Origin of the sequence: Streptomyces sp. NBC_01549 (assembly GCF_026339955.1) — a bacterium.
Taxonomy (GTDB): domain Bacteria; phylum Actinomycetota; class Actinomycetes; order Streptomycetales; family Streptomycetaceae; genus Streptomyces.
The window spans coordinates 193,267-212,601 of record NZ_JAPEPW010000002.1 but is presented as its reverse complement, the minus strand read 5'-3'; the positions used below and the strand labels follow the sequence as shown (position 1 = coordinate 212,601).

The window sequence follows — 19,335 nt, the reverse complement described above, 5'->3', positions numbered from 1 at the left end:
GCAGTGCGTACCACGGACGACCTCGCCGGCATTGCTCTACGCAGCGACAGATTCGCAGTTCCCAATCGGCGGCCGAGTCGTCGTGGGGAGCGGGGCGGCCAAGCCTGCCAAGCCACGAACGGCAGCCGCATGAAAGCCACACCCCGCTCCCCCGGGTGCCACAACCCTACGAATGGCTGGGGCAGACCCAGGAAGAAGGCAGAGCCGCATGACCCTCGCAGCATCAACGCGGAGCTGCACTAGTTCTGCGGTGCCAGGGTACGCAGGACGTCGAACTCGTTGCCCTCGGGGTCTGCCATGACCACCCAGTTTCGGTCTGAGCCCTGGCCCACATCCGTCTTGGTGGCGCCGAGGCCGAGCAATCTGGTTACCTCGTCCTCGGTGCTGCCGTCGATCGGGCTGACGTCGAGGTGAAGTCGGTTCTTGACGGTCTTTCCCTCGGGCACCTGGATGAACTGCAGGGTGGGCGGCATCTGGCGGGCCCGCACATCCTCGACGGTCGGCACCCAGGAACCGATCTCGACCTTGCCCTCGCTCCGGTCGATCACCTTGAAGTCCAAGACCTCGCACCAGAAGGTCGCGAGCCTCTCCGGATCGTGGCAGTCAACGGTCAACTCAGTGAACCTACTTGTCATGACTCTCCCAGATAGTGCGGACAGGGCTCAGAGTATGCCGCCCGTCCGACAGATCCGAGATCTTCCTGACTAGGGACATCAGACGGGCTTGACCCGGCATCAGATACGCGAGAAGCCCCTGGTAGGAACAGGTCTGCGAAGAACAGACTCCGGGTACCGAGAGGCTTCACGCGTTGACCAGTGTCACCTACACCGGCGTGCTCGATGTCAGCCGGGCCACTGCTGAGGCCCTCGCGAAGCTGCTGCTCGAACACCGCGAGCGTCTCGGGACCCGCAAGAGCACCCGCGCCCTGGGGCCGTTCAAACAGAGCGTCTTGATCCTGCGCTGGTTGGCCGACGTCGTTGCCCAGCTCTACACCGCCGACGACCCGCAGGACGGACTTGCCCGCGACAACCGGATCTCCGTCCCGACGGCGCGCACGTCGTGGCGGGCCCACAGCTCGCGGAAGGTGTCACTGCGGGTGGACAGCTCGCCGACGAGGTCGATGAGGGCGCGGTCCAAGGGGTTGGCGCCGGCAGCGGCGCGCAGCTGGGCGGTGAGGTCGTCGGCGACTTCGTCCCAGTCGCACCAGAACTGGCGGGCGTGGGGGTCGAGGAAAGTGAACCGGGCGAGGCTCGGCGCTTTGCGCGCGCCGGTGTGGAGCACGCTGTACAAGGCGCCGACCGTGGCGCCGTGTTCCAGGCGACCACCCGTAAGGGCCGCGCGTTCCGTGAGGCCGATCACGCCCTGGCGTGAGCCGGGGACTGGTGGCACCTCCGAGGGCGGCCGGGTTGGTGACGGCGAGGGTCAGACTGTCGCCGAGAGTGCCGGTGAGGCGGACCATCACCTCTGTGCCGGGAGCGTGTTTACGGGCGTTGGTCAGGGCCTCCTGGACGATGCGGTCGGCGGTGCGGCCGACGGAGGCGGGGACGGCGGCAAGGTCGGCGACCCGGTGTTCGAGGGTGACCTTCATGCCCGCCTCGCGGCACTCGGCGACCAGAACGTCCAGTGCGGCGAGCGTGGGCTGCGGCCGGTCGTCGGCAGCGTCGTCGGACTCACCGGCCCGGAGCGCGCCGATGATCTCCCGCAGGTCCTGCAGGGCCTCGTGGGCGCTGTCCCGGATGACGCCGGCGGCCCGGGCGATCTCCTCGCGCGGCGGCGTAGGACCGGAACTCCAGCGCGCCCGCGTGCACGCTGAGCAGGGTGAGCCGGTGAGCCGGTGAGCGAGGACGTCGTGCATGTCGCGCGCGATGGCCTCGCGGGCCAGACGCTGGGCCTGCTCAGCGAGCAGCCGTGCCTCGCTCTCCGCCTGATGCGCCTGGCCCCTGAGGCTCAGCATCCGTTGGGAACGGACGAACATGCCCCAGCCGATGATCGACACGTTGAACAGCCACGTGAGCGCGACGGCTCCGGCGTAAGGCAGGTCGGGGTAGGGGCGCAACCAGTAAAGGAGCGGGACCAGCGCGAGGCCAACGCCGCCGATCCAGGCCACATCGCGGAAAGGCCGGTGCACTGCGAGTGTGAACACGGCGACCATCACCACACCGCCCGAGGTGTTGGACAGCAGACCGACCGGGACCATCGCGACGGCGAGGCCTGCGCCGCGGCCGCCGGCCGGATGTGCGGGCGCCCGATTCCAGCTCGAGGACCAGCGCGGACGGGAACAGCCACCGGCACCCCGCCAGCCCCTGAGGCGCCCGCGTCGGCTCGTCAGTGATCATGATCGACGATTCTGGCCTCGCCTACCACGTGGCGGGCTGTCCAAGGTTCGATTCCGTAAGCGAAATGTGCGAATGGCGCCGCGTCGCATCCAATACGGGCAGGTGTGGCGTGCGTGGCTGGTTGCTTCATGCGGTGACCTTGGCGATGAACGCGACGAGGTTCGCGACGGTCCGCTGGATCTTCTCCTCCAGGGTGAGCGACTCGGGAAGCCGCGCACCGACGCCCGGGTCCTTCTTGCCCCGCACGTACAGCGGGCAGGCGAGGTCGCTGCACATGTAGGCGCCCACGGAGTTGCCCTGCTGCCCGGCCTTGCCCGCCTTCGCGGCGACCATCAGCGAGACGCCCCCGGTGTGGGTGGTCAGGCATATCGAGCACATGCTGCGCCGCGTCTGCCAAGAAGTGGCACCGGGGCAGCGCAACGCGAGTGCCACCGGGCGGCCGTCCAGCTCGGTGGCGAGGTAGGCCCGGTCGGGGGCCTGGGGGTCCCGCCAGCCGAGGAAGTCCAGGTCGCCCCAGGGCCGTTCAACCAGGTCGCGGGGGACGGACAGGCGCTTCGCCTCGCCCTTGCTGCAGTTCACGAACGCGGTACGGATCTCTTGCTCAGTCAGCGGTTTCATGAGTGGCAGGCTAGTTTGCCTAAAGTTATTAGGCAAATGCATAATGGTTACCGCTGTATGGGAGGAAGGTTATGGTTGGAGCAGGGCTGGCCCCGGAGCGCCTGACCCTGGCGGGCGCGGAACTGACCGACGACGTCGGCTTCGACCGGGTGACCGTCTCGGCGCTCACCCGGAGGTTCGACGGCAAGGCCGCGAGTCCGCACTCGCGCCCGAAGCTGATGCCTGCCGCGACCACGCCGGGAGCATCCTGGCCGCTGCGCCGCCGCCCGACTCAGGCTCGACCCCGGGACGGCGGGCGCCTGCGCCGGAGTACGGCACACACACATGACAGGCGATCCTGCGTGGCTACGACCTGACGGAACCCGACCAGACGCACGCGGTCCGGATGCTGGACAGCGTCTCCCACGGTTACGTCAGCCTGGAAATGGCCGGTGGCTTCGGCGACACCGCCGTCGACTCGCCGGAATCCTGGGCCTGGATCTTGGATTCCGTCGACGCTCCGCTGCTGAACCGAACCACGCCTCGACCAGCAGGGAACCGCGCCGCCGGAGACCGTCCACCGCGCCGCGCCCCGGCACACCTGAACAATCCGGAAATCCGATCAACAGGCTGGGACAATGAACACTGAGCACGACTGGATCACCACACCTGTCACCGCGGACATCCTGCGCGGTTTCCTCGACGTGGAACCGACCGCGCACGGCCTGCTGCCGCATCGGCTGCCCGCTCGGGCTCGTCGACAGATCCCTGACAACCAACTGGCCGTAGCCGAGGCGCAGCCCTCCGGCGTGCGCCTGGCATTTCGTACCCGGGCCACCACCATCGAACTGGACACGCTGCCTACCAAGCGGGTCTACCGAGGTTTCCCGGCCCCGGCGGACGGCGTGTACGACCTGCTGGTCGATGGCCGTCTCGCTGCCCAGGCCACGGTGGCCGGCGGTAACGTCGGCACGATCATCGATATGGTCACCCAGTCCGCCGAAGTGCGTGAGGGTCCTGCCGGCACCGCCCGGTTCACCGGTCTGCCGGCGCGTGACAAGGACGTCGAGATCTGGCTTCCGCATACGGAGATCACCGAGCTGATCGCCCTGCGCACCAATGCCCCGGTCGAGCCGGCGCCGGACATCGGGCGCAGAGTATGGCTGCACCACGGCAGTTCCATCAGCCACGGCTCGAACGCCGCCCACCCGACCGCCGTCTGGTCGGCCCTGGCCGCAGCCCAGGGCGGGGTGGAGTTGGTCAACCTGGGGTTCGGCGGCAGCGCGCTGCTCGACCCGTTCACCGCCCGCGCGATGCGGGACACCCCCGCGGACCTGATCAGCCTCAAGATCGGCATCAATATCGTCAACACCGACGCGATGCGCCTGCGCGCCTTCACCCCTGCGGTCCACGGCTTCTTGGACACCATCCGCGACGGGCATCCGACCACACCGCTGCTGGTCGTGTCCCCCATCCTGTGCCCGGTGCAGGAGGACACCCCCGGCCCCCTCGCGCCCGACTTCGACGGCGGAACCTTGCGGTTCAAGGCCACGGGCGAACGCGCCGCCGGGCGCCTGACGCTCAATGTCATCCGCGACGAACTCGCCCGAATCGTCGAACAGCGGGCGGCTGACGACACGAACCTCCATTACCTCGACGGCCGCGACCTTTACGGCGAGAAGGACTTCGCGGAACTGCCACTGCCCGACGAGGTCCATCCTGATCCCGCAGGACACCGCCGCATCGGCGAGAACTTCGCGTGGCTCGCCTTCGGCGACGGCGGCCCCTTCGCCGTCAAGACCGGCTGAATCACATCGCGGTCACGCAGACCGCGATCGCTACCTGGCCATACGGACGGAGTCGGCCTGACCCTCCCAGGCCGTCGGCGAAATGCAGGTACTCCTCGCGGTCCGGATCGGTGCCCTGATAGCCGCCGTCGGCGATCGTCATTGTCTTGCCGTCGGCGGCCTCGGCGCCGGACTCCTCCCAGCCAGAGGGCCGTCGACATAGAGCACCGTGTCCTTTCGGAACCTCTTCCGCGGCTGGAGCACGTATCGGACCGAGGTGGTCGATGATCCGGTCCGCGGCCGACTTGGAGATGCGGAACAACGGGGCGAGCTGTCGCATCGTCAAGTATGTGCGCCAGAGTCCCTGGTGCAAGGATCGTCAACCGACGCTTCTATATCTGTTGGGCCGGCCGGTCCAGAACGCTGCCGTGGCCGAAGAAGAGCAGAACGAGGTGGAAGCGCGCTCATTGCTGTCGCGCACGGCCGAGGTGGCTCGGCTGCCTGGCCGCAAGGTGGTAGCGCAAGCAGGCACACAAGGCGAGGATCGCCGTGATGCGCACGGCTACGTCCTGCCAGCTCTCCGTGGCATGCATCGTCCTCCCCCTGCTTGGCGTCGTTTTAACCGGACGCTACGGATGGGCCTTCTCGGTGTGATCGGTCAAGGCAGGATCTCGACGTACCCGTCGGTTCCGTGCACGCGGATCCGCTGCCCGTCCCGGATCAGCCGGGTGGCCTGCTCCACGCCCACGACGGCCGGCAAGCCGTACTCCCGGGCGATCACCGCGCCATGGGTCATCAGGCCGCCCACCTCCGTCACCAGGCCCGCGATTCCGACGAACAGCGGCGACCAGCTGGGGTCCGTGAAGGTCGTGACCAGGATGTCGCCCGCTTCGAGATCGGCCTCCGCCATGTCAAGGATGACGCGGGCCCTTCCCTCGATGGTCCCGGCGGAAACCGGGAGGCCGATCAGGGCGTCGGCCGGCACGTCGTCGCGCCGGTACGCCCCGGTGACGGCCTCACCATCCGATGTGAGCACCCGGGGCGGTGTGAGCGCGTGATACGACCGGAACGCGTCCTTGCGCTGCTGGACGAGCCGGCCATCCACCTGGTTCGAGCGCACGACGTCGTGGAGTTCCTGGAACGTGAGGTAGAAGATGTCCTCCTTCTCGAGAAGCACGTTGGCCTGCACGAGGCGCTCGGCCTCCTCCAGCAGGGCCTGCTTGTAGACGAAGTAGCGGCTGACGATGCCGTACTTCGGGTACTCCCGGTACCCGATGAAGGATCGGACCTGGTCGATCATCCGCTTGGCCACGTCGGCTTTCCGGTCCCCGTCCGGCAGGGCCCGCAAGCGTGACAGCACGTCCTGTTCCTTCTTCTGCGCCTTCTGCCGCCCTTGCTCGAAGCGCCGCTCGGCGGCGCCCGGCTCGAAGTTCCTGACGTTGTCGAGGATCACGGGCACGAGCGTGGTGGGGCGCTCACGCCAACGTGGCCTCGTGATGTCGATCTCGCCGACGCAGCGCATGCCGTACAGGTCGAGGTAGGCCTCTATGGCGTCGCGCGCTTCGGTCCCGCCCGCGAGTTTCGCCAGCTCATCCAGGAAACCCTCGTCCTCGACGCCTTGCAGGAACGCCACCACCTCCGGCTGCGGGCGGATCACGTCCGCGACGTCGAGCAGCGCCAGTCCCATCTCCGACGTGACGTTGTCGGGGGCGGACAGCGTCAGCGTGTCAGCCGCGTTCTTCTCGCCCAGCCAGTCCTGCAGCTTGTCGTTGAGCCACCACGTGGCCTCCATCCCCGCCATGATCGCCTGAAGGTTCAGCGGATCACTGAGGACTCGCTTGTGCTCCTCGAAGGCCTCCAGCAGGAAGTCGAACAGCGCCGGTCCGGTCTTCGTCCGGATGTCGCGCTCCAGGGCGGCGATGGACACCTGGCTGCGCTCGATCAGCTCGGTGACGATGGCCGGATCGGTCTCGATCGGGGCGGACGTACCGCCGGACGGCCCGCCGGGACCCGCGTCCGGGAGCGACGGGACGAAACCGTCGCGGTCGAGGACGGTCTCCAGAGCGTCCCTGACCAGCGGGTCCCCTCTCCCCAGGACGTCCAGGAGGCCGGCGCGGCTCGCGGGCGAGGCCAAGCGCCGGGTGACGTCGACGAACAGCCTCCCGCCGGCCTCGTGCATCGGCACCATGGCCGTCAGTCGCCACATGGAGAGCCCCAGGGGCTTCATGGGGTCGGTCATCATCTGCCCATGACCAACGGAGACGTAGACGTGATTCTCCTGGTCGCCGGTCTCGGGGATGGGGAACAGCGTCGTGATCGGCCGGCTCTGAACGATCTGGAAGCCCTCATCGACCAGGCACCATTCGATGTCCTGCGGGCGGCCGAAGTGCGCTTCGATACGCCGCCCGAGCTCCACGAGCCGCACCACCTGAGCATCCGTCAGCGCCGGCTGCTCCTGCCGCTGCGAGTCGATCGCCACTTCCCGCGTACCGCCGGCCGGCAGGGCCTGAACGGCGCGCTGTTTGGCGGCGATCGCCTTGGCGACGACTTCGCCGTGTCGCACCTTGAAGACGTCCGGGTTCACCAGGCCGGAGACCAGTGCCTCGCCGAGGCCGAAGCCGGCGTCCACGGTGGCGACCTTCCGGTTGCCCGTGACGGGGTCGGCCGTGAAGAGGATGCCTGCCGCATGCGGGAAGACCATCTGCTGCACGACCACGGCCATGCGGACCGTGCGGTGGTCGATGCCGTTCCGCTGGCGGTAGGTCACGGCTCGTTCGGTGAACAGCGAGGCCCAGCACCGGCTGACGTGCTGGAGGATCGCCGCCGGCCCCACGATGTTCAAATACGTGTCCTGCTGGCCGGCGAAGGAGGCCGTCGGCAAGTCCTCCGCCGTCGCGCTGGATCGGACGGCGTAGGCGGCCTGCTCGCCGAACTGCGCGAGCGCGCGGATGATCGCCGCCGCGAGATCGCCCGGGACGGCAATCCCTTCGATGGTCCGACGAATCTGCGCGCTGAGCGTGCGGATCGCCTCCTGGTCGTCCGGGTTCAGGCGCGACAGCTGATCGAGTCGATCGTCGATCGATGGCGCTTCCGCCATGATCCGCCGGAAGGCGTCCGTCGTCACGCAGAAGCCACCCGGCACGCGGATGCCTTCGATGCGCGACAGCCCGCCCAGGTGCGCGCCCTTGCCGCCGACGACCGCGACCTGCGTCTCGTCAACCTCTTGAAGATCCCACACGTACTGCTCGATCATCGCGATACCTCCGAGGCAGCCGCGCCCCGTTGCACTGCACCGGCCGATCGATTCGCCGGCGCCTCCAGCTCTGTCGAACCTCTTGTCGGGCACGTCCTCGTCTCTCGCTGCCCTACCTCTGACGAATCGGCCGACCGCTCCGCCCAGCCGGGCGGCGCGCACCCCCGCACCACCGCCCCGAGCACTCGCGACCTCGCTGCCAGTCCCACCACTGGTTCGACGTCACCGCGTCCCCCATACGTCGACAACACACGCACGTCGTGCCCTCATTTCCGCGGGTTGTGGCCTCGGCCGACGATTTTGCGCCGCCACAGGGGTCTTGCCGCAAGCCCCCCAGTGCGCTATACGTTAAGAGTGGCAAGGAGAGAGATCTCCTTGCCTTTGCCTTTTGCCGTCCGCTGGAACTGACAAGCTTCTCGCGAAGCGGTGGCGCGCCACGTACGGGTAAGCGTCGGCGGCCCAGGCGGATGTCCCATCGGCCTACGGATGCAGCCGCGGAACCAGAAGTTCTCTCCCTTGTCGGCAAGGCCCGAACGCCGTCGAGCGCGCCGTCATCTCCCGGAGGTCGTCGCGCCCCGCGAATGTTGAGCCAAGCTCGACAAACGGACGCTTGACGGTCGCCGTGGCTCAAATCGGCCGACACGCAAGCGAACGGCCCCACGCCACCTTGCCCAAATCGTGGCCCGGCTGTCCCGCCCCACAGACCAGATCATCCTCCTGCGCACCACTTACACCCGCCGGCACCGACGCCCTGTTCGGGCTGGTGACCTCCGATCCCACCGTCCGTCTCCAGGCTGGTCGAAGCAGGACCCGACAGCTACGTGGAAGCGGACCTTCGGGCATCACCCGCTGGCCGCGTCCGCCGACCACGGCCCGGACGAGGCCGGGAAGCCGGTGACAGGGCTGCTACGGCCGGACAAGGCGGGCAGCAACACCGCCACCGACCACATCACCACGACGAAGATGGCGCTGGCCCAACTACCGAAGCGCTACCAGCACGGTCGGCGCACGCTGATCCGCACCGACTCCGCAGGCGGCACCCACGACTTCCTGACCTGGGAGTGTCTTGTTCTTTGTGTAAGCCCTGGTACTGACGCTTCTTCTGTGTCGTGTGCTGTTGCTACTGATTCTCAAGGACGCGGTCGCCGTAGAAGCCGGCGAGGGTGTTGATGGCCTCCTTCCAGTTGCGGGTGCGGCCGGTGACGTTGGGGCGGTTGGGCTGTCGGTCGCGGATGACGAGGTAGAGCACCTTCAGAGCGGAGTCCTCGTCGGGGAAGTGCCCACGTCGGCGGGTGGCCTGGCGGAAGCGGGCGTTGAGGCTCTCGATCATGTTCGTCGTATAGACGATCTTGCGGATCTCGGGCGGGAAGCGGAGGAACATCACGAAGTGTTCCCAGTTGCGGCGCCACACTCCGATCAAGGCCGGGTAGCGGGTGCCCCATTCGGCCTCGAACTCCGAGAAACGGGCCTCTGCCGCGTCCGCGTTGGCGGCGGTATAGACGTGGCGGAGTTCCTTGGCGATCTGCGCCCAGTACTTGGTGGAGGCGTACTTCAGGCTGGCGCGGACCATGTGGACCACGCACAGCTGCACATCCGCCTGCGGCCAGGTGTTCTGGATCGACTCCGGCAGTCCCTTCAGCCCGTCACAGCAGGCGATCAACACGTCCTCCACCCCGCGGTTGCGGAGTTCGGTCAGCCAGGTCATCCAGGTCTTGGCGCCCTCGCCGCCCTTGCCGACCCACATCCCCAGCACGTCCCGCTCGCCCTCGAGATTGATGCCCACTGCGACGTAGACCGGACGATTGGCGACGGCTCCGTCCCTGACCTTCACGACGATGGCATCGATCATGACGACGGCGTAGACACGATCCAGCGGCCGGTTGCGCCAGGCTTCCAACTCCGAGCTGACCTGGTGCGTGGCCCGGGAGATCAGGTCGCGGGAGACCTCCACGTCGTAGATCTCCGACAGATGGGCCTGGATCTCCCCAGTCGTCAAGCCCTTGGCATACAGCGACAGGATCGCCGCGTCGAAGCCCTGCACCCGGCGGGAGTGCTTGGGCACGATGGCCGGTGCGAAGCTGCCGGCCCGGTCCCGCGGTACCTGAAGATCCACCGGCCCGACGTCGGTCAGGACCGTCTTCTTCGAGGTGCCGTTACGGGAGTTACCCGACCCGACGCCGGCCGAATCGCCCTTCTCATAGCCGAGATGCTCACTCATCTCACCCTCCAGAGCCCCCTCCAGGACCAGCTTCACCAGCCCCTTCAGCAGCCCGTTCTCCCCGACCAGATTCACGCCTTCGGCGCGGGCCCGGGCCACCAACTGCCCGGCCAACTCCCGGTCCAGCTCCGCCAGTCTCGCCAACTCAGCCCCCGTACGTACGATGTTCGAGTCCTCGCGGGGGTGCTCGCTCTTGGTCCCCATGGTGATCCTTCCCGGCAGAGGTCCCACCTCATGCCATCTAGGTCACACCGGGGCATACACAATCTTTAGGACAGTCCCGCGGGATTCGATGCCGGGCGTCAGCGATTGCCGCAGTTGTCCATCCAGTGCATGTTGGCGTACGTGTCGGAACCTGTCAAAGCGATCAAGGCAGGTAGATCGTTCTAACGCTGTGCTGGGATCAGTGGGCCGTCTGGTGCCGGCTGGTTGATCCAGGCCGCTGCGGGGAGCTTGGGAGGCTCGGGTGGTTTGCGGACGAAGCGTTCGGGGTGCTTCGCGTAGACCGTCTGGAGGACGTCGGCACGCATCTCGCGGAGCTGCTCGGCGAGACCGAAGTGCACGTCGTAGGGCGTGTGCAGGCCGATCCCGGAGTGCCGATGCTCTTCGTTGTACCAGGTGAAGAACTGGGTGCACCACGCCCGGGCGTCCTCGAGGGATCCGAAACGCTCGGGAAAGTCGTGCCGGTATTTCAGGGTCTTGTACTGGCTCTCGCTGTACGGGTTGTCGTTCGACGTCTTCGGCCGCGAATGCGACTTGGTGACGCCGAGATGGGCCATCATCTGGGCGACGTTCTGCGCGACCATCGGGGACCCGCGGTCCGAGTGGATCGTCAACTGCCCTGGTTCGATACCGTACTTGGCGATCGACTCGGACAGGAACCGCTCGGCGAGGTCCTTGTTCTCGTGGGCGGCGATCATCCAGCCGACCGTGTAGCGGCTGAAGATGTCGATGATCGTGTAGAGGCAGTAGTAGACGCCCTTGACCGGCCCCTTCAGCTTCGTGATGTCCCAGCTCCATACCCGGTTCGGGCCCTCGGCGACCAGCTCGGGAACGGTCCGGGGCGGGTGGACGGCCTGGCGGCGGCGTTCACGGACCTCGCCATGCCGTCGCAGGAGCCGGTACATCGTCGACTCCGAGCACAGGTAGACACCCCGGTCCAGGAGCACCGCGTAGATCTCGGCGGGCGCCATGTCGGCGAACTCCAGGGAATGGAGCACGTCGAGGACCCGTATCTCCTCCTCGGGTGTGAGAGCGCGGGCGTGTCGGCGCCGTTCTGGCCGCGGCTTGGCCGGGGCGGGGCTTCGGCGGTGTTGGCGGTAGTAGGTGGCACGGCTCACGCCGAGAGCGGCGCATGCCTGGACGCGTCCGACCAGCCCGCTGAGCTCTTCAAGGGCCTGATTGCGGGCGGTGTTGAACGCCACGGCCGCGAGCTGGGCTTCGGTCACTGGTTCTTCTCGCCGTTCCGGGTCGGGGCGCTGTCCGTGGCGAACTGGTCGAGCAGCGCGGAGAGTTTTCCCTGGACCTCGATGACGGTGCGGGCCTTCGCGAGGTCGGCTTCCAGGCGGGCTTTCTCCGCCTTGAGCTTCTCGATCTCCTTGTCCCTGGGGTCCGCCTTCGGCCGTCCGGCCGACGCGGCGAGCGCGTCCAGGGCACCCTTGTCCCGCTGTTGCCGCCACGTCGTGATCAGCGACGAATACAGGCCCTCCCGCCGCAGCAGAGCACCCTTGCCCTTCTTGTCCAACGTCTCGTACTCCGCGAGGATCCTCGCCTTGTACTCCGCGGTATACCGGCGCGGACCGGCCGAACGGGCTTCTACCTGCGGATCAGGGGTCCCGTGGTCATTCGTGCTGGCCACCCGGGCACTACTCCTTCTCCGCCCTCGACTCAATGAATCATCCAGTATACCTGACTCGATCTACTTTGACAGAGAGGGAAGCGGCCTCATCAGCCGTCAAAGAACTCGGGCCACCGGACGGCTGAGACCTACATCTGTGACGGGTGCAGATCTTCTGAGGGTGCGTACAAGACCGGCGTGACCTGCGCAGTCATACATCCGTCTGTCCTGTGGGGCGCCTCGCGCAGGCGGCTTCCGTGCTGGTCGGCGCGACTCGTCAGCACAGCTCGGATGTTCCGGTGCCGAAATGACACGGCGCGAGCCCTCCCCGATCAACCACCAACGAAGAACCTGCTGGTCACAGACCTATGACCAACCCTCAGAAGATCTGCAATCGTGTCGCATCACCCGCGCGGGTAAATGAAACTGCCTCGTGGTGTCGGCTACCCTCCAGAGCGGCAGGTCAGCGTCTGCCGGTGCCCTGCCGAACTGCCCACGCCAGTCGGCGCCGCGGCCAAGGTTCTTCGAATCACCCAATCAAGAAACGGCACTCTCAGCCGGTGGCAGGCGTGGGCGACGTGACCGGGACAGGGAGTCGTTGTGACGACCAACCGAGCGCGCAAGCAGGCCACCCGGCACCGTGCCGCACAGGAGAACATCCCCTACTCGGAAGCCCGGCGCCAAGAGGCGCAAGAGGCGGGGACAGATGCTGGCCGCGCCAAGCTGGCCGAGTGTGAGGCCGGGATCATCGCAGCGAAGGAGCAGCACGACCGCAGCATCATGGAAGCCGCCGCCCAGCTTGCCGAGGCCTGCGGCTTGACTGACGTGCAGACACTTCCGTCTGGCCATCAGGTTCCTCATGCACCCTTGTGCATAAGCGGTCAGTGACCGGTTTCGAGAAGGGCAGTACATCGAGGCTGGGTTGGCGTACGAGTCGCCCCACCAGCGACGTGGCAGATCCACTGAGGCTGCAGCGAATGTGCCTGCCATCCGGTCGGGCCGTGGTGTGCTCGGCGGGGTGGTCACCGGACGGGCAACCTGATGCGTCGCAGCCATGCCTCAACTTCGGTGTCGGCGTCTTTGACCTCTTCGCCGCGTACCGCGAGGCCTTCCGCGATGGTCGCGCCGGGGCAGGAGGCGGCGTAGTCGCGTTCGGTGGTCCCCAGCCCGCTCATGGCGTAGGTGGTGACCGGGTGGACGGTCTTGCCTCGGAAGTCGAGGGCTTCGGTGAACGTCGTCATGATCACGGGGGCTCGGACGTTCCAGATGGGGCTGGCCAGGAGGATGGTGTCGTAGTCGTCGAGGGAGGGCAGGCGGCCTTCGATGGCCGGGCGGGCGTCGGTGTCCTGCTCGCGGACGTTGCGCTGGACGGTGGCGTCGTAGTCGTGCGGGTAGAGGTCGGCGGCCTGGATGCGATAGGTGTCGCAGGTGATGCGGCTGCCGATCTTGTTGGCCAGCACCTCGGTGTTGCCGACCTTCAGGTCGGTACGGCCGCCGTTGTAGTAGTTCTCGCCCGGGCGGGAGAAGTAGGCCAGCAGGACTCGTTTCACGTTGCTTCCGGTCGTCGCGGCGGAGTGAGAGGCGGTAGGGATGCCGGACCGCGGTGAGGACGGTGAGCAGCCCGCCAGGTAGGTCGCGCTCAAAGCGGCGCTTGCGGTCAGCAGCGCGCCGCGCAGAACGGTGCGCCGGCCCGGCAGGGCGCCATGGGGCTGCGGCGTGATCATGGTGGGCGGCTCCCGGTGAACCGTGGACGCCGGGCGGGTGCCCCGGGCATTCGCTTGAGGGCACCCGCGGCCGGCGAGGGGCAGTGGGTGAGGCGTTCAGCTGTCCAGGCGGCGCCCTGCGAGCCAGGTGACCATCTCGGGGTCGTGGTGGTCGAAGAACAGGGAGCTGCCGGTGTCGAGGGTGGCGATCTGGGCCATCTGCTCGTCGGTGAGCTCGAAGTCGAAGACGTCGATGTTCTCGGCCATGCGTTCGGCGCGGACGGACTTGGGGATGGCGATGACGCCGCGCTGGGTGAGCCAGCGCAGGACGACCTGGGCGACGGACTTGTCGTATGCCTTCCCGACCTCGGCGAGGAGCGGGTTGGTGAACAGGTCGTTCTTGCCTTCGGCGAAGCCGCCCCAGGACTGGATCTGCACGCCGTGCTCGCGCATGAGGTCCTGGTAGTCAGCGCGCTGGAAGAAGGGGTGAGTCTCGATCTGGTTGACCTGCGGGGTGATCTCGTTGTTGATGATCAGGTCGATCAGTCGGTCGGGGTAGAAGTTGGCGACGCCGATCGCCTTCGTCAGGCCTTCGCGGTTGAGTGCCTCCATGGCGCGCCACTGGCCGTAGACGTCGCCGAAGGGCTGGTGCATCAGGTACAGGTCGAGGTGGTCCAGGCCCAGCTTGTTCAGGGACGTCTCGAACGCGCGGCGGGTGTTGTCCTCGGCGGGGGCGTCCTGGACCCACAGCTTGGTGGTGACGAACAGCTCCTCGCGCGGGATGTCACTGGACTTTATGGCGCGGCCGACGGCTTCCTCGTTGCCGTAGGCGGCGGCGGTGTCCAGCAGGCGGTAGCCGGCGGCCAGGGCCTCGGAGACGGCGCGCTCGGTGTCCTCGGCGGGGATCTGGTAGACGCCGAAGCCGAGGAGCGGCATCTCGACGCCGTTGTTGAGGGTGACGGTCTGCATGAGGGAGTTGTCCTTCGCTGTGCGGGTGAGGGCGGGTGGTCAGGGGCGGATGAGGGCCTTGAGGACCTGGCGGTCGGCCATGGCCCGGTAGGCGTCCGAGGTCTGGTCGAGGGGGAAGGTCTGGTCGAAGACGCGGCCGGGGGTGATGGTGCCGTCCAGGACGTCGGCGAGCAGTTCCGGGATGTAGGCGCGGGCGGGGCTGGCGCCGCCGGTCAGGGTGATGTTGCGCATGAACTCGGCCGGGCCGATCGGGCCCTGCTCGTACTGGGGGACGCCCAGTCGGCTGATGGTGCCGCCGTCCAGGACCGCGCCGAGCGCGGTGTCGAGGGCCTGGCGGGTACCGACGGCCTCGATCACCTTGTCCACGCCACCGGTCAGCTCGCGGATGCGGGCGATGCCCTCCTCGCCGCGCTCGGCGACCACGTCCGTGGCGCCGAACTCACGGCCCAGGCTGGTGCGGGCTTCGTGGCGGCCGGCGAGCACGATCCGCCCGGCACCCAGCCGCTTGGCGGCGATCACCGCGCACAGGCCGACCGCGCCGTCCCCGACGACCAGCACCGTATCGCCGGTGCCGGCGCCGGCGGTGACGGCGCCGTGGTGGCCGGTGGTCATCACGTCCGAGAGCGCCAGCAGCGACGGCAGCAGCGCGGAGTCAGCGGCCACCGGCAGCTTCACCAAGGTGCCGTCCGCGTACGGGACACGAACAGCTTCGCCCTGGCCACCGTCGACACCGTCGAAGCCGTACCGGCCGCCGTTGCGGCACGAGATGTGCAGGCCCTTGGCGCAGTAGTTGCAGGTGTTGTCGCTGTAGGTGAACGGGGCGACGACCAGATCACCGGCCTTCAAGCCGGTCACGTCCGCGCCGGTCTCCTCGACGACGCCGAGGAACTCGTGGCCCATGGGGCGGCCGGTGTCGGTGGCGGGCATCGACGCGTAAGGCCACAGGTCGCTGCCGCACACGCACGAGGCCACCGTGCGCACCACCGCGTCGGTGGGCTGGACGATCTTCGGGTCGGGCCGGTTTTCGACGCGGACGTCTCCGGCTCCGTACATCACTGCTGCACGCATGAAAGGTGTTTCTCCAAACGAGGGGCGGGGGCGCCACGCGAAGCGCGGCCTGCCGGGGCGGGGTCAGCGTTCGAGCATCTGCGCCTGGGCCGCAGTGTGGGTGTCGCCGGCGGCAGGCGGCAGGCTGGAGAGCTTGTCGAGCTGCTCGGCGGTCAGCGTGACGGCATCGGCGGCGGCGTTCTCCTCGACCCGGCTGACGCGCTTGGTGCCGGGGATGGGGGCGATGTCGTCGCCCTGGGCGAGCAGCCAGGCCAGTGCCACCTGACCGGGCGTGGCACCGGCCTCGTCGGCCAGGGCCTTGACCTCGTCGGCGAGCGCCAGGTTGTGCTGGAAGTTCTCGCCGGTGAAGCGCGGGTTGTCGCGGCGGAAGTCGTTCTCGTCGAACTGGTCGGTGGAGCGGACGGTGCCGGTCAGGAAGCCGCGGCCTAGCGGGGAGAAGGGCACGAGACCGATGTTCAGCTCCCGCAGGACGGGCAGGACACGGTCCTCGATGCCGCGGGTGAACAGGGAGTACTCGGACTGCACCGCGGTGACGGGCTGGACGGCGTGGGCGCGGCGGATCGTTTCCGGGCCGGCCTCGGAGAGGCCGAAGGCGCGGACCTTGCCCTCGTCGATCAGCTCCTTCACGGCTCCGGCGGTCTCCTCGATGGGCGTGTTCGGGTCCACCCGGTGCTGGTAGTACAGGTCGATGTGGTCTGTGCCCAGGCGCTTGAGGGAGCCCTCGACCGCGGTGCGGATGTTGGCCGGGCTGGAGTCCAGGTTCCACGCGCCGTCGCCGCCGTGCGAGACCAGGCCGAACTTGGTGGCCAGCACCACCTTGTCCCGGCGGCTCTTCAGCGCCCGGCCGAGCAGCTCCTCGTTGGTGTAGGGGCCGTAGATCTCGGCGGTGTCGATGAGCGTGACGCCCAGCTCCAGCGCCCGGTGCACGGTCCTGATCGACTCCGCGTCATCGGTGCCCGAGCCGGTATAGCCGTGGGACATGCCCATCGCGCCCAGACCGATGCGGGAAACCTCCAGGTCACGCAGCTTGATGTACCGCATCTCGCCCTCTTCCGATCATGGGTGTCGCCTGGTCTCTCGCTCTCGCCCGGCCCGGCAGGTCTGCCGGTTGAAGTCCGGGCGGCGCGAGGGGCCGGCGTCTTCCTCATTCACCTTCGCCCGGATTGCTTGGGTGTGGCAGGGCGGGCTCTTCGGGGGTAACGACAGGGCCCCCCTCCCGTCCGCGTAGCGGGTGCCCGGCGGGTGAGACTGGAGTCATGGCATCCGAGAGCGCGCACAGCGAGGGCGCTGAGCTGGGCCGCTTCCTGCGCGCCCGCCGCACCCAGACCAGTCCCGAGCACGTCGGTCTCACCGTCGGCGCCGGCGTCCGCCGGACCCCCGGCCTGCGCCGTGAGGAGCTGGCCACCCTCGCCGGGATCAGCATCGACTACTACGTACGCCTGGAACGCGGCAAGGAGACCCGCCCCAGCCCCGCCGTCCTCGACTCCCTCGCCCGCGCCCTGCACATGGATGACCAGGAGCATCAGCACCTGCGTGAGCTCGCCGCGCGTGCCGCCCGCTACGCGCCCGAGCCGCCGCCGGCCCCGAGCCGCACCGTGCGCCCCCACCTGAAGCTGCTGCTCGAGTCGCTGCGGCCGAACCCGGCCTACGTCATCAGCCGCAGCATGGACATGCTGGCCTGGAATCCCGGCGGCCTCGCCCTGTACGCGGGCCTGGACGACTGGCCGGCCAAGCACCGCAATCTCGCCCGCTACCTATTCCTCCACCCCGCGGCCCGCGACCTCTTCCCCGACTGGGACCGGCAGATCACCGCCTGCGTCGCCCGGCTGCGCGCCGTCGCCGGCACCGCCCCCGACGCCCCCGACCTGACCAACCTGGTCGGCGAGCTCCTCCTCAAAAGCCCCGACTTCTCACGTCTGTGGGAACGCTACGAAGTGACCGGACGCAAACCTGCTCACAAGACCTTCCGCCACCCCCAGGTCGGAACGCTCACGCTCACGTCGCAGTCCCTGCACGTGGAAGGCACCCCCGGCCAGCGCATCGGCGTCTACACCGCCGAACCGGGTAGCCCCGACCACGATGCGCTGCTTCTGCTCGACATGACTGCGCCGTCGGCCGCCAGTCCCACGCAGCGGGACGCAGCGCATCGACAGAGCTGAGCGTCTCGCCCGTACTGCGGCAGGAGCGAGTAGTCGACCCCTGACCGGTTAGGGTCCGCGGGTGTTGAGCAGACCCAGGTGGACGGTGCACATCGTGAGCCGCGACTTACCCGTGCCCACGACTACGCCTTCCTTCCTGGAGGTGGTGCCCGGTGACCTGGTGGCGTGGCTGGATGAGGAAGGGCTGCCGGACGGCCTGCCGTTCCTGTTCTCGCCGCGGTTCGAGTACGACGTCGCGCTCAACGCGTACTTCCTTCAGGCGAATCTGACGGCTCCGTGGAACAGCAACGCCAATCGGGCCAGAGCCCTGGCCCGGTTCTTCACGTTCCTGCATACCGCGCGCGGTGGGAAATCGTGGAGGGCTGCCACTGAGGCGGATCACCTCGCGTTCCATCAGTGGCGCCGCCGGGATGAGACGGGACCTTGTGTCGAGGGCAGCACCTGGAATCACGAAGTGGCGCTGGTCAACCAGTTCTACGCGTGGGCAGTGCGGCAGGGACACGTCGTGGCGGTCCCAATCCCACATCGCGACGCCCGCCCCGCGCCGATGGGGTCGGTCATCCGGCCCACCGGCCCTCCACGGTTCCGGCGACCTACGCGCATGACGAGAACGGGGAGCGCATCGAGTGGATGCCGCCGGCGACCTACCGGCTCTGGCGGGATGTGGGGCTTCGCGGCTACGGCCCGGACGGACTGCCCTCGAATCGGTTCCGCGGCCGGTGGGCGGCCCGCAACGCGACGTTCAGCGACCTCATGGTCCGCACGGGGCTGCGGCTGACTGAGCAGGCCAGCGTCACCGTCTTCGAAATCCCCACCAGCACTGCCCTGGGCGGATACCAGCGGTTCTGGCTGCCCGGGGTGATCGCAAAGAATTTCTCCGCCCGGTGGGTCTACGTCCCGCACAGCACCGTCCAGGAGGTGATCGCCTACGTGGAGTGGGACCGGGCCGAGGTGGTCGAACAGGCCCGGGCAGCGGGCCGCTACCAGCGCATCCGCCGGCCCCTGGTCATCGCCGACCCGTCCCGCCCGCACGTGGTGCATCGGCTCAGCGCTGGCGGTGTCCACCGGATGCGGCTGCAAGACCTTCGGCCGGTCGAGCGGCGGCGGCTTCTGCGGGAAACCGAGGACGGCCTGGAACCTGCGATGCTCTGGCTGAACGAGAACGGGCTGCCGATGTCGGTCTCCGGCTGGCAGGCGATGTTCTCCACGGCCAACGACCGCTGCCGCAAGGCCGACGTGCTGGTCGAAGCACACGCCCACCTCCTGCGGCACACGTTCGCGGTGGTCACCCTCGAACAGCTCCAGCGGGCCCACATCGCTCAGCTCGCCGAACTCAACCCCCAGCAGCGCGGGCACTACACCCGGATCTTCGGCGACCCGCTGGACTGAGTCCGCCGCAGGCTCGGAC

The 19,335-nt window shown here is 68.1% G+C and carries 15 protein-coding genes and 6 pseudogenes; 8 read left to right on the top strand and 13 right to left on the bottom strand.

Features of this window, described 5'->3' with window-relative positions; genetic code table 11:
- Positions 1 to 239: 239 nt before the first annotated feature.
- Complete coding sequence (locus OG819_RS35450; protein WP_266633846.1) at positions 240 to 635, bottom strand: VOC family protein; 396 nt, start codon at positions 633 to 635, stop codon at positions 240 to 242.
- A 173-nt stretch (positions 636 to 808) separates the two neighbouring features.
- Here OG819_RS35450 and OG819_RS35445 point away from each other — a divergent pair.
- Positions 809 to 1,066: pseudogene (locus OG819_RS35445) on the top strand (hypothetical protein); the annotation flags it as partial.
- Here OG819_RS35445 and OG819_RS35440 read toward each other — a convergent pair.
- The 3 genes and pseudogenes from OG819_RS35440 to OG819_RS35430 all read right to left on the bottom strand — a co-directional run bounded on the left by OG819_RS35440 (position 988) and on the right by OG819_RS35430 (position 2,954).
- Entirely contained in the window at positions 988 to 1,281 is a 294-nt protein-coding gene (locus tag OG819_RS35440) for a hypothetical protein (protein WP_266655426.1), read from the bottom strand. The pseudogene OG819_RS35445 and the gene OG819_RS35440 sit on opposite strands and share 79 nt — an antisense overlap.
- A 451-nt stretch (positions 1,282 to 1,732) precedes the next feature.
- A pseudogene (locus OG819_RS59185) lies at positions 1,733 to 1,855 on the bottom strand (hypothetical protein); the annotation flags it as partial.
- A gap of 607 nt (positions 1,856 to 2,462) precedes the next feature.
- A complete protein-coding gene (locus tag OG819_RS35430) occupies positions 2,463 to 2,954 on the bottom strand; it encodes an FBP domain-containing protein (RefSeq protein WP_266633845.1) in 492 nt (163 codons plus the stop codon).
- Positions 2,955 to 3,025: 71 nt separating this feature from the next.
- Here OG819_RS35430 and OG819_RS35425 point away from each other — a divergent pair.
- Positions 3,026 to 3,465 (top strand): annotated as a pseudogene (locus tag OG819_RS35425) (TetR-like C-terminal domain-containing protein); the annotation flags it as partial.
- Positions 3,466 to 3,571: 106 nt separating this feature from the next.
- Complete coding sequence (locus tag OG819_RS35420; RefSeq protein ID WP_266653230.1) at positions 3,572 to 4,741, top strand: GDSL-type esterase/lipase family protein; 1,170 nt, start codon at positions 3,572 to 3,574, stop codon at positions 4,739 to 4,741.
- A 109-nt stretch (positions 4,742 to 4,850) separates the two neighbouring features.
- Here OG819_RS35420 and OG819_RS35415 read toward each other — a convergent pair.
- Positions 4,851 to 5,078 (bottom strand): annotated as a pseudogene (locus OG819_RS35415) (transposase family protein); the annotation flags it as partial.
- A gap of 300 nt (positions 5,079 to 5,378) precedes the next feature.
- Positions 5,379 to 7,973 (bottom strand): rifamycin-inactivating phosphotransferase, encoded by a 2,595-nt coding sequence (gene rph / locus OG819_RS35410; RefSeq protein ID WP_266653228.1) that lies wholly within the window; start codon positions 7,971 to 7,973, stop codon positions 5,379 to 5,381.
- An 801-nt stretch (positions 7,974 to 8,774) separates the two neighbouring features.
- Between rph and OG819_RS35405 the strand changes: the two are divergent.
- Positions 8,775 to 9,032: pseudogene (locus OG819_RS35405) on the top strand (IS1380 family transposase); the annotation flags it as partial.
- A gap of 61 nt (positions 9,033 to 9,093) precedes the next feature.
- Here OG819_RS35405 and OG819_RS35400 read toward each other — a convergent pair.
- From OG819_RS35400 to OG819_RS35390, 3 genes are all read right to left on the bottom strand, one after another.
- On the bottom strand, positions 9,094 to 10,395 hold the full coding sequence (locus tag OG819_RS35400) for an IS256 family transposase (protein WP_266653226.1): 1,302 nt from the start codon (positions 10,393 to 10,395) through the stop codon (positions 9,094 to 9,096).
- A 182-nt stretch (positions 10,396 to 10,577) separates the two neighbouring features.
- The gene (locus tag OG819_RS35395; RefSeq protein WP_266623315.1) at positions 10,578 to 11,639 is read right to left on the bottom strand and encodes an IS3 family transposase; all 1,062 of its coding nucleotides are present in this window, start codon (positions 11,637 to 11,639) and stop codon (positions 10,578 to 10,580) included.
- On the bottom strand, positions 11,636 to 12,049 hold the full coding sequence (locus OG819_RS35390; RefSeq protein WP_266623313.1) for a transposase: 414 nt from the start codon (positions 12,047 to 12,049) through the stop codon (positions 11,636 to 11,638). The genes OG819_RS35395 and OG819_RS35390 overlap by 4 nt, the downstream gene beginning before the upstream one ends.
- Positions 12,050 to 12,628: 579 nt before the next feature.
- On the opposite strand from OG819_RS35390, the gene OG819_RS35385 reads away from it, so the two are divergent.
- On the top strand, positions 12,629 to 12,916 hold the full coding sequence (locus OG819_RS35385) for a hypothetical protein (RefSeq protein WP_266633860.1): 288 nt from the start codon (positions 12,629 to 12,631) through the stop codon (positions 12,914 to 12,916).
- Between the two features lie 134 nt (positions 12,917 to 13,050).
- Here the strand turns inward: OG819_RS35385 and OG819_RS35380 are convergent, their stop codons facing one another.
- From OG819_RS35380 to OG819_RS35365, 4 genes are all read right to left on the bottom strand, one after another.
- Positions 13,051 to 13,752 carry a flavodoxin gene (locus OG819_RS35380; RefSeq protein ID WP_266653224.1) on the bottom strand — a complete coding sequence of 234 codons (702 nt, stop codon included), beginning with the start codon at positions 13,750 to 13,752 and terminating at the stop codon, positions 13,051 to 13,053.
- Between the two features lie 96 nt (positions 13,753 to 13,848).
- Positions 13,849 to 14,700, bottom strand: a complete 852-nt coding sequence (locus OG819_RS35375) for an aldo/keto reductase (RefSeq protein WP_266653222.1) — start codon at positions 14,698 to 14,700, stop codon at positions 13,849 to 13,851.
- A 39-nt stretch (positions 14,701 to 14,739) separates the two neighbouring features.
- A complete protein-coding gene (locus OG819_RS35370) occupies positions 14,740 to 15,768 on the bottom strand; it encodes an alcohol dehydrogenase catalytic domain-containing protein (RefSeq protein WP_266633863.1) in 1,029 nt (342 codons plus the stop codon).
- 63 nt (positions 15,769 to 15,831) lie between these two features.
- Positions 15,832 to 16,809, bottom strand: a complete 978-nt coding sequence (locus OG819_RS35365; RefSeq protein WP_266633864.1) for an aldo/keto reductase — start codon at positions 16,807 to 16,809, stop codon at positions 15,832 to 15,834.
- Positions 16,810 to 17,024: 215 nt separating this feature from the next.
- On the opposite strand from OG819_RS35365, the gene OG819_RS35360 reads away from it, so the two are divergent.
- The 3 genes and pseudogenes from OG819_RS35360 to OG819_RS35355 all read left to right on the top strand — a co-directional run bounded on the left by OG819_RS35360 (position 17,025) and on the right by OG819_RS35355 (position 19,316).
- Positions 17,025 to 17,927: a helix-turn-helix transcriptional regulator gene (locus tag OG819_RS35360; RefSeq protein ID WP_266653216.1), complete on the top strand. Its 903-nt coding sequence runs from the start codon at positions 17,025 to 17,027 to the stop codon at positions 17,925 to 17,927.
- Between the two features lie 61 nt (positions 17,928 to 17,988).
- A pseudogene (locus OG819_RS59180) lies at positions 17,989 to 18,414 on the top strand (site-specific integrase); the annotation flags it as partial.
- Between the two features lie 143 nt (positions 18,415 to 18,557).
- Positions 18,558 to 19,316, top strand: coding sequence for a hypothetical protein (locus OG819_RS35355; protein WP_266653214.1), 759 nt, complete (start codon positions 18,558 to 18,560; stop codon positions 19,314 to 19,316).
- Positions 19,317 to 19,335 lie beyond the last annotated feature (19 nt).

Coding starts and splice junctions, on each gene's coding strand:
- OG819_RS35450 (WP_266633846.1), bottom strand. CDS start 635: ATGACAAGTAGGTTCACTGAGTTGACCGTTGACTGCCACGATCCGGAG.
- OG819_RS35430 (WP_266633845.1), bottom strand. CDS start 2,954: ATGAAACCGCTGACTGAGCAAGAGATCCGTACCGCGTTCGTGAACTGC.
- OG819_RS35420 (WP_266653230.1), top strand. CDS start 3,572: ATGAACACTGAGCACGACTGGATCACCACACCTGTCACCGCGGACATC.
- rph (WP_266653228.1), bottom strand. CDS start 7,973: ATGATCGAGCAGTACGTGTGGGATCTTCAAGAGGTTGACGAGACGCAG.
- OG819_RS35400 (WP_266653226.1), bottom strand. CDS start 10,395: ATGGGGACCAAGAGCGAGCACCCCCGCGAGGACTCGAACATCGTACGT.
- OG819_RS35380 (WP_266653224.1), bottom strand. CDS start 13,752: ATGATCACGCCGCAGCCCCATGGCGCCCTGCCGGGCCGGCGCACCGTT.
- OG819_RS35375 (WP_266653222.1), bottom strand. CDS start 14,700: ATGCAGACCGTCACCCTCAACAACGGCGTCGAGATGCCGCTCCTCGGC.
- OG819_RS35370 (WP_266633863.1), bottom strand. CDS start 15,768: ATGCGTGCAGCAGTGATGTACGGAGCCGGAGACGTCCGCGTCGAAAAC.
- OG819_RS35365 (WP_266633864.1), bottom strand. CDS start 16,809: ATGCGGTACATCAAGCTGCGTGACCTGGAGGTTTCCCGCATCGGTCTG.
- OG819_RS35360 (WP_266653216.1), top strand. CDS start 17,025: ATGGCATCCGAGAGCGCGCACAGCGAGGGCGCTGAGCTGGGCCGCTTC.
- OG819_RS35355 (WP_266653214.1), top strand. CDS start 18,558: ATGCCGCCGGCGACCTACCGGCTCTGGCGGGATGTGGGGCTTCGCGGC.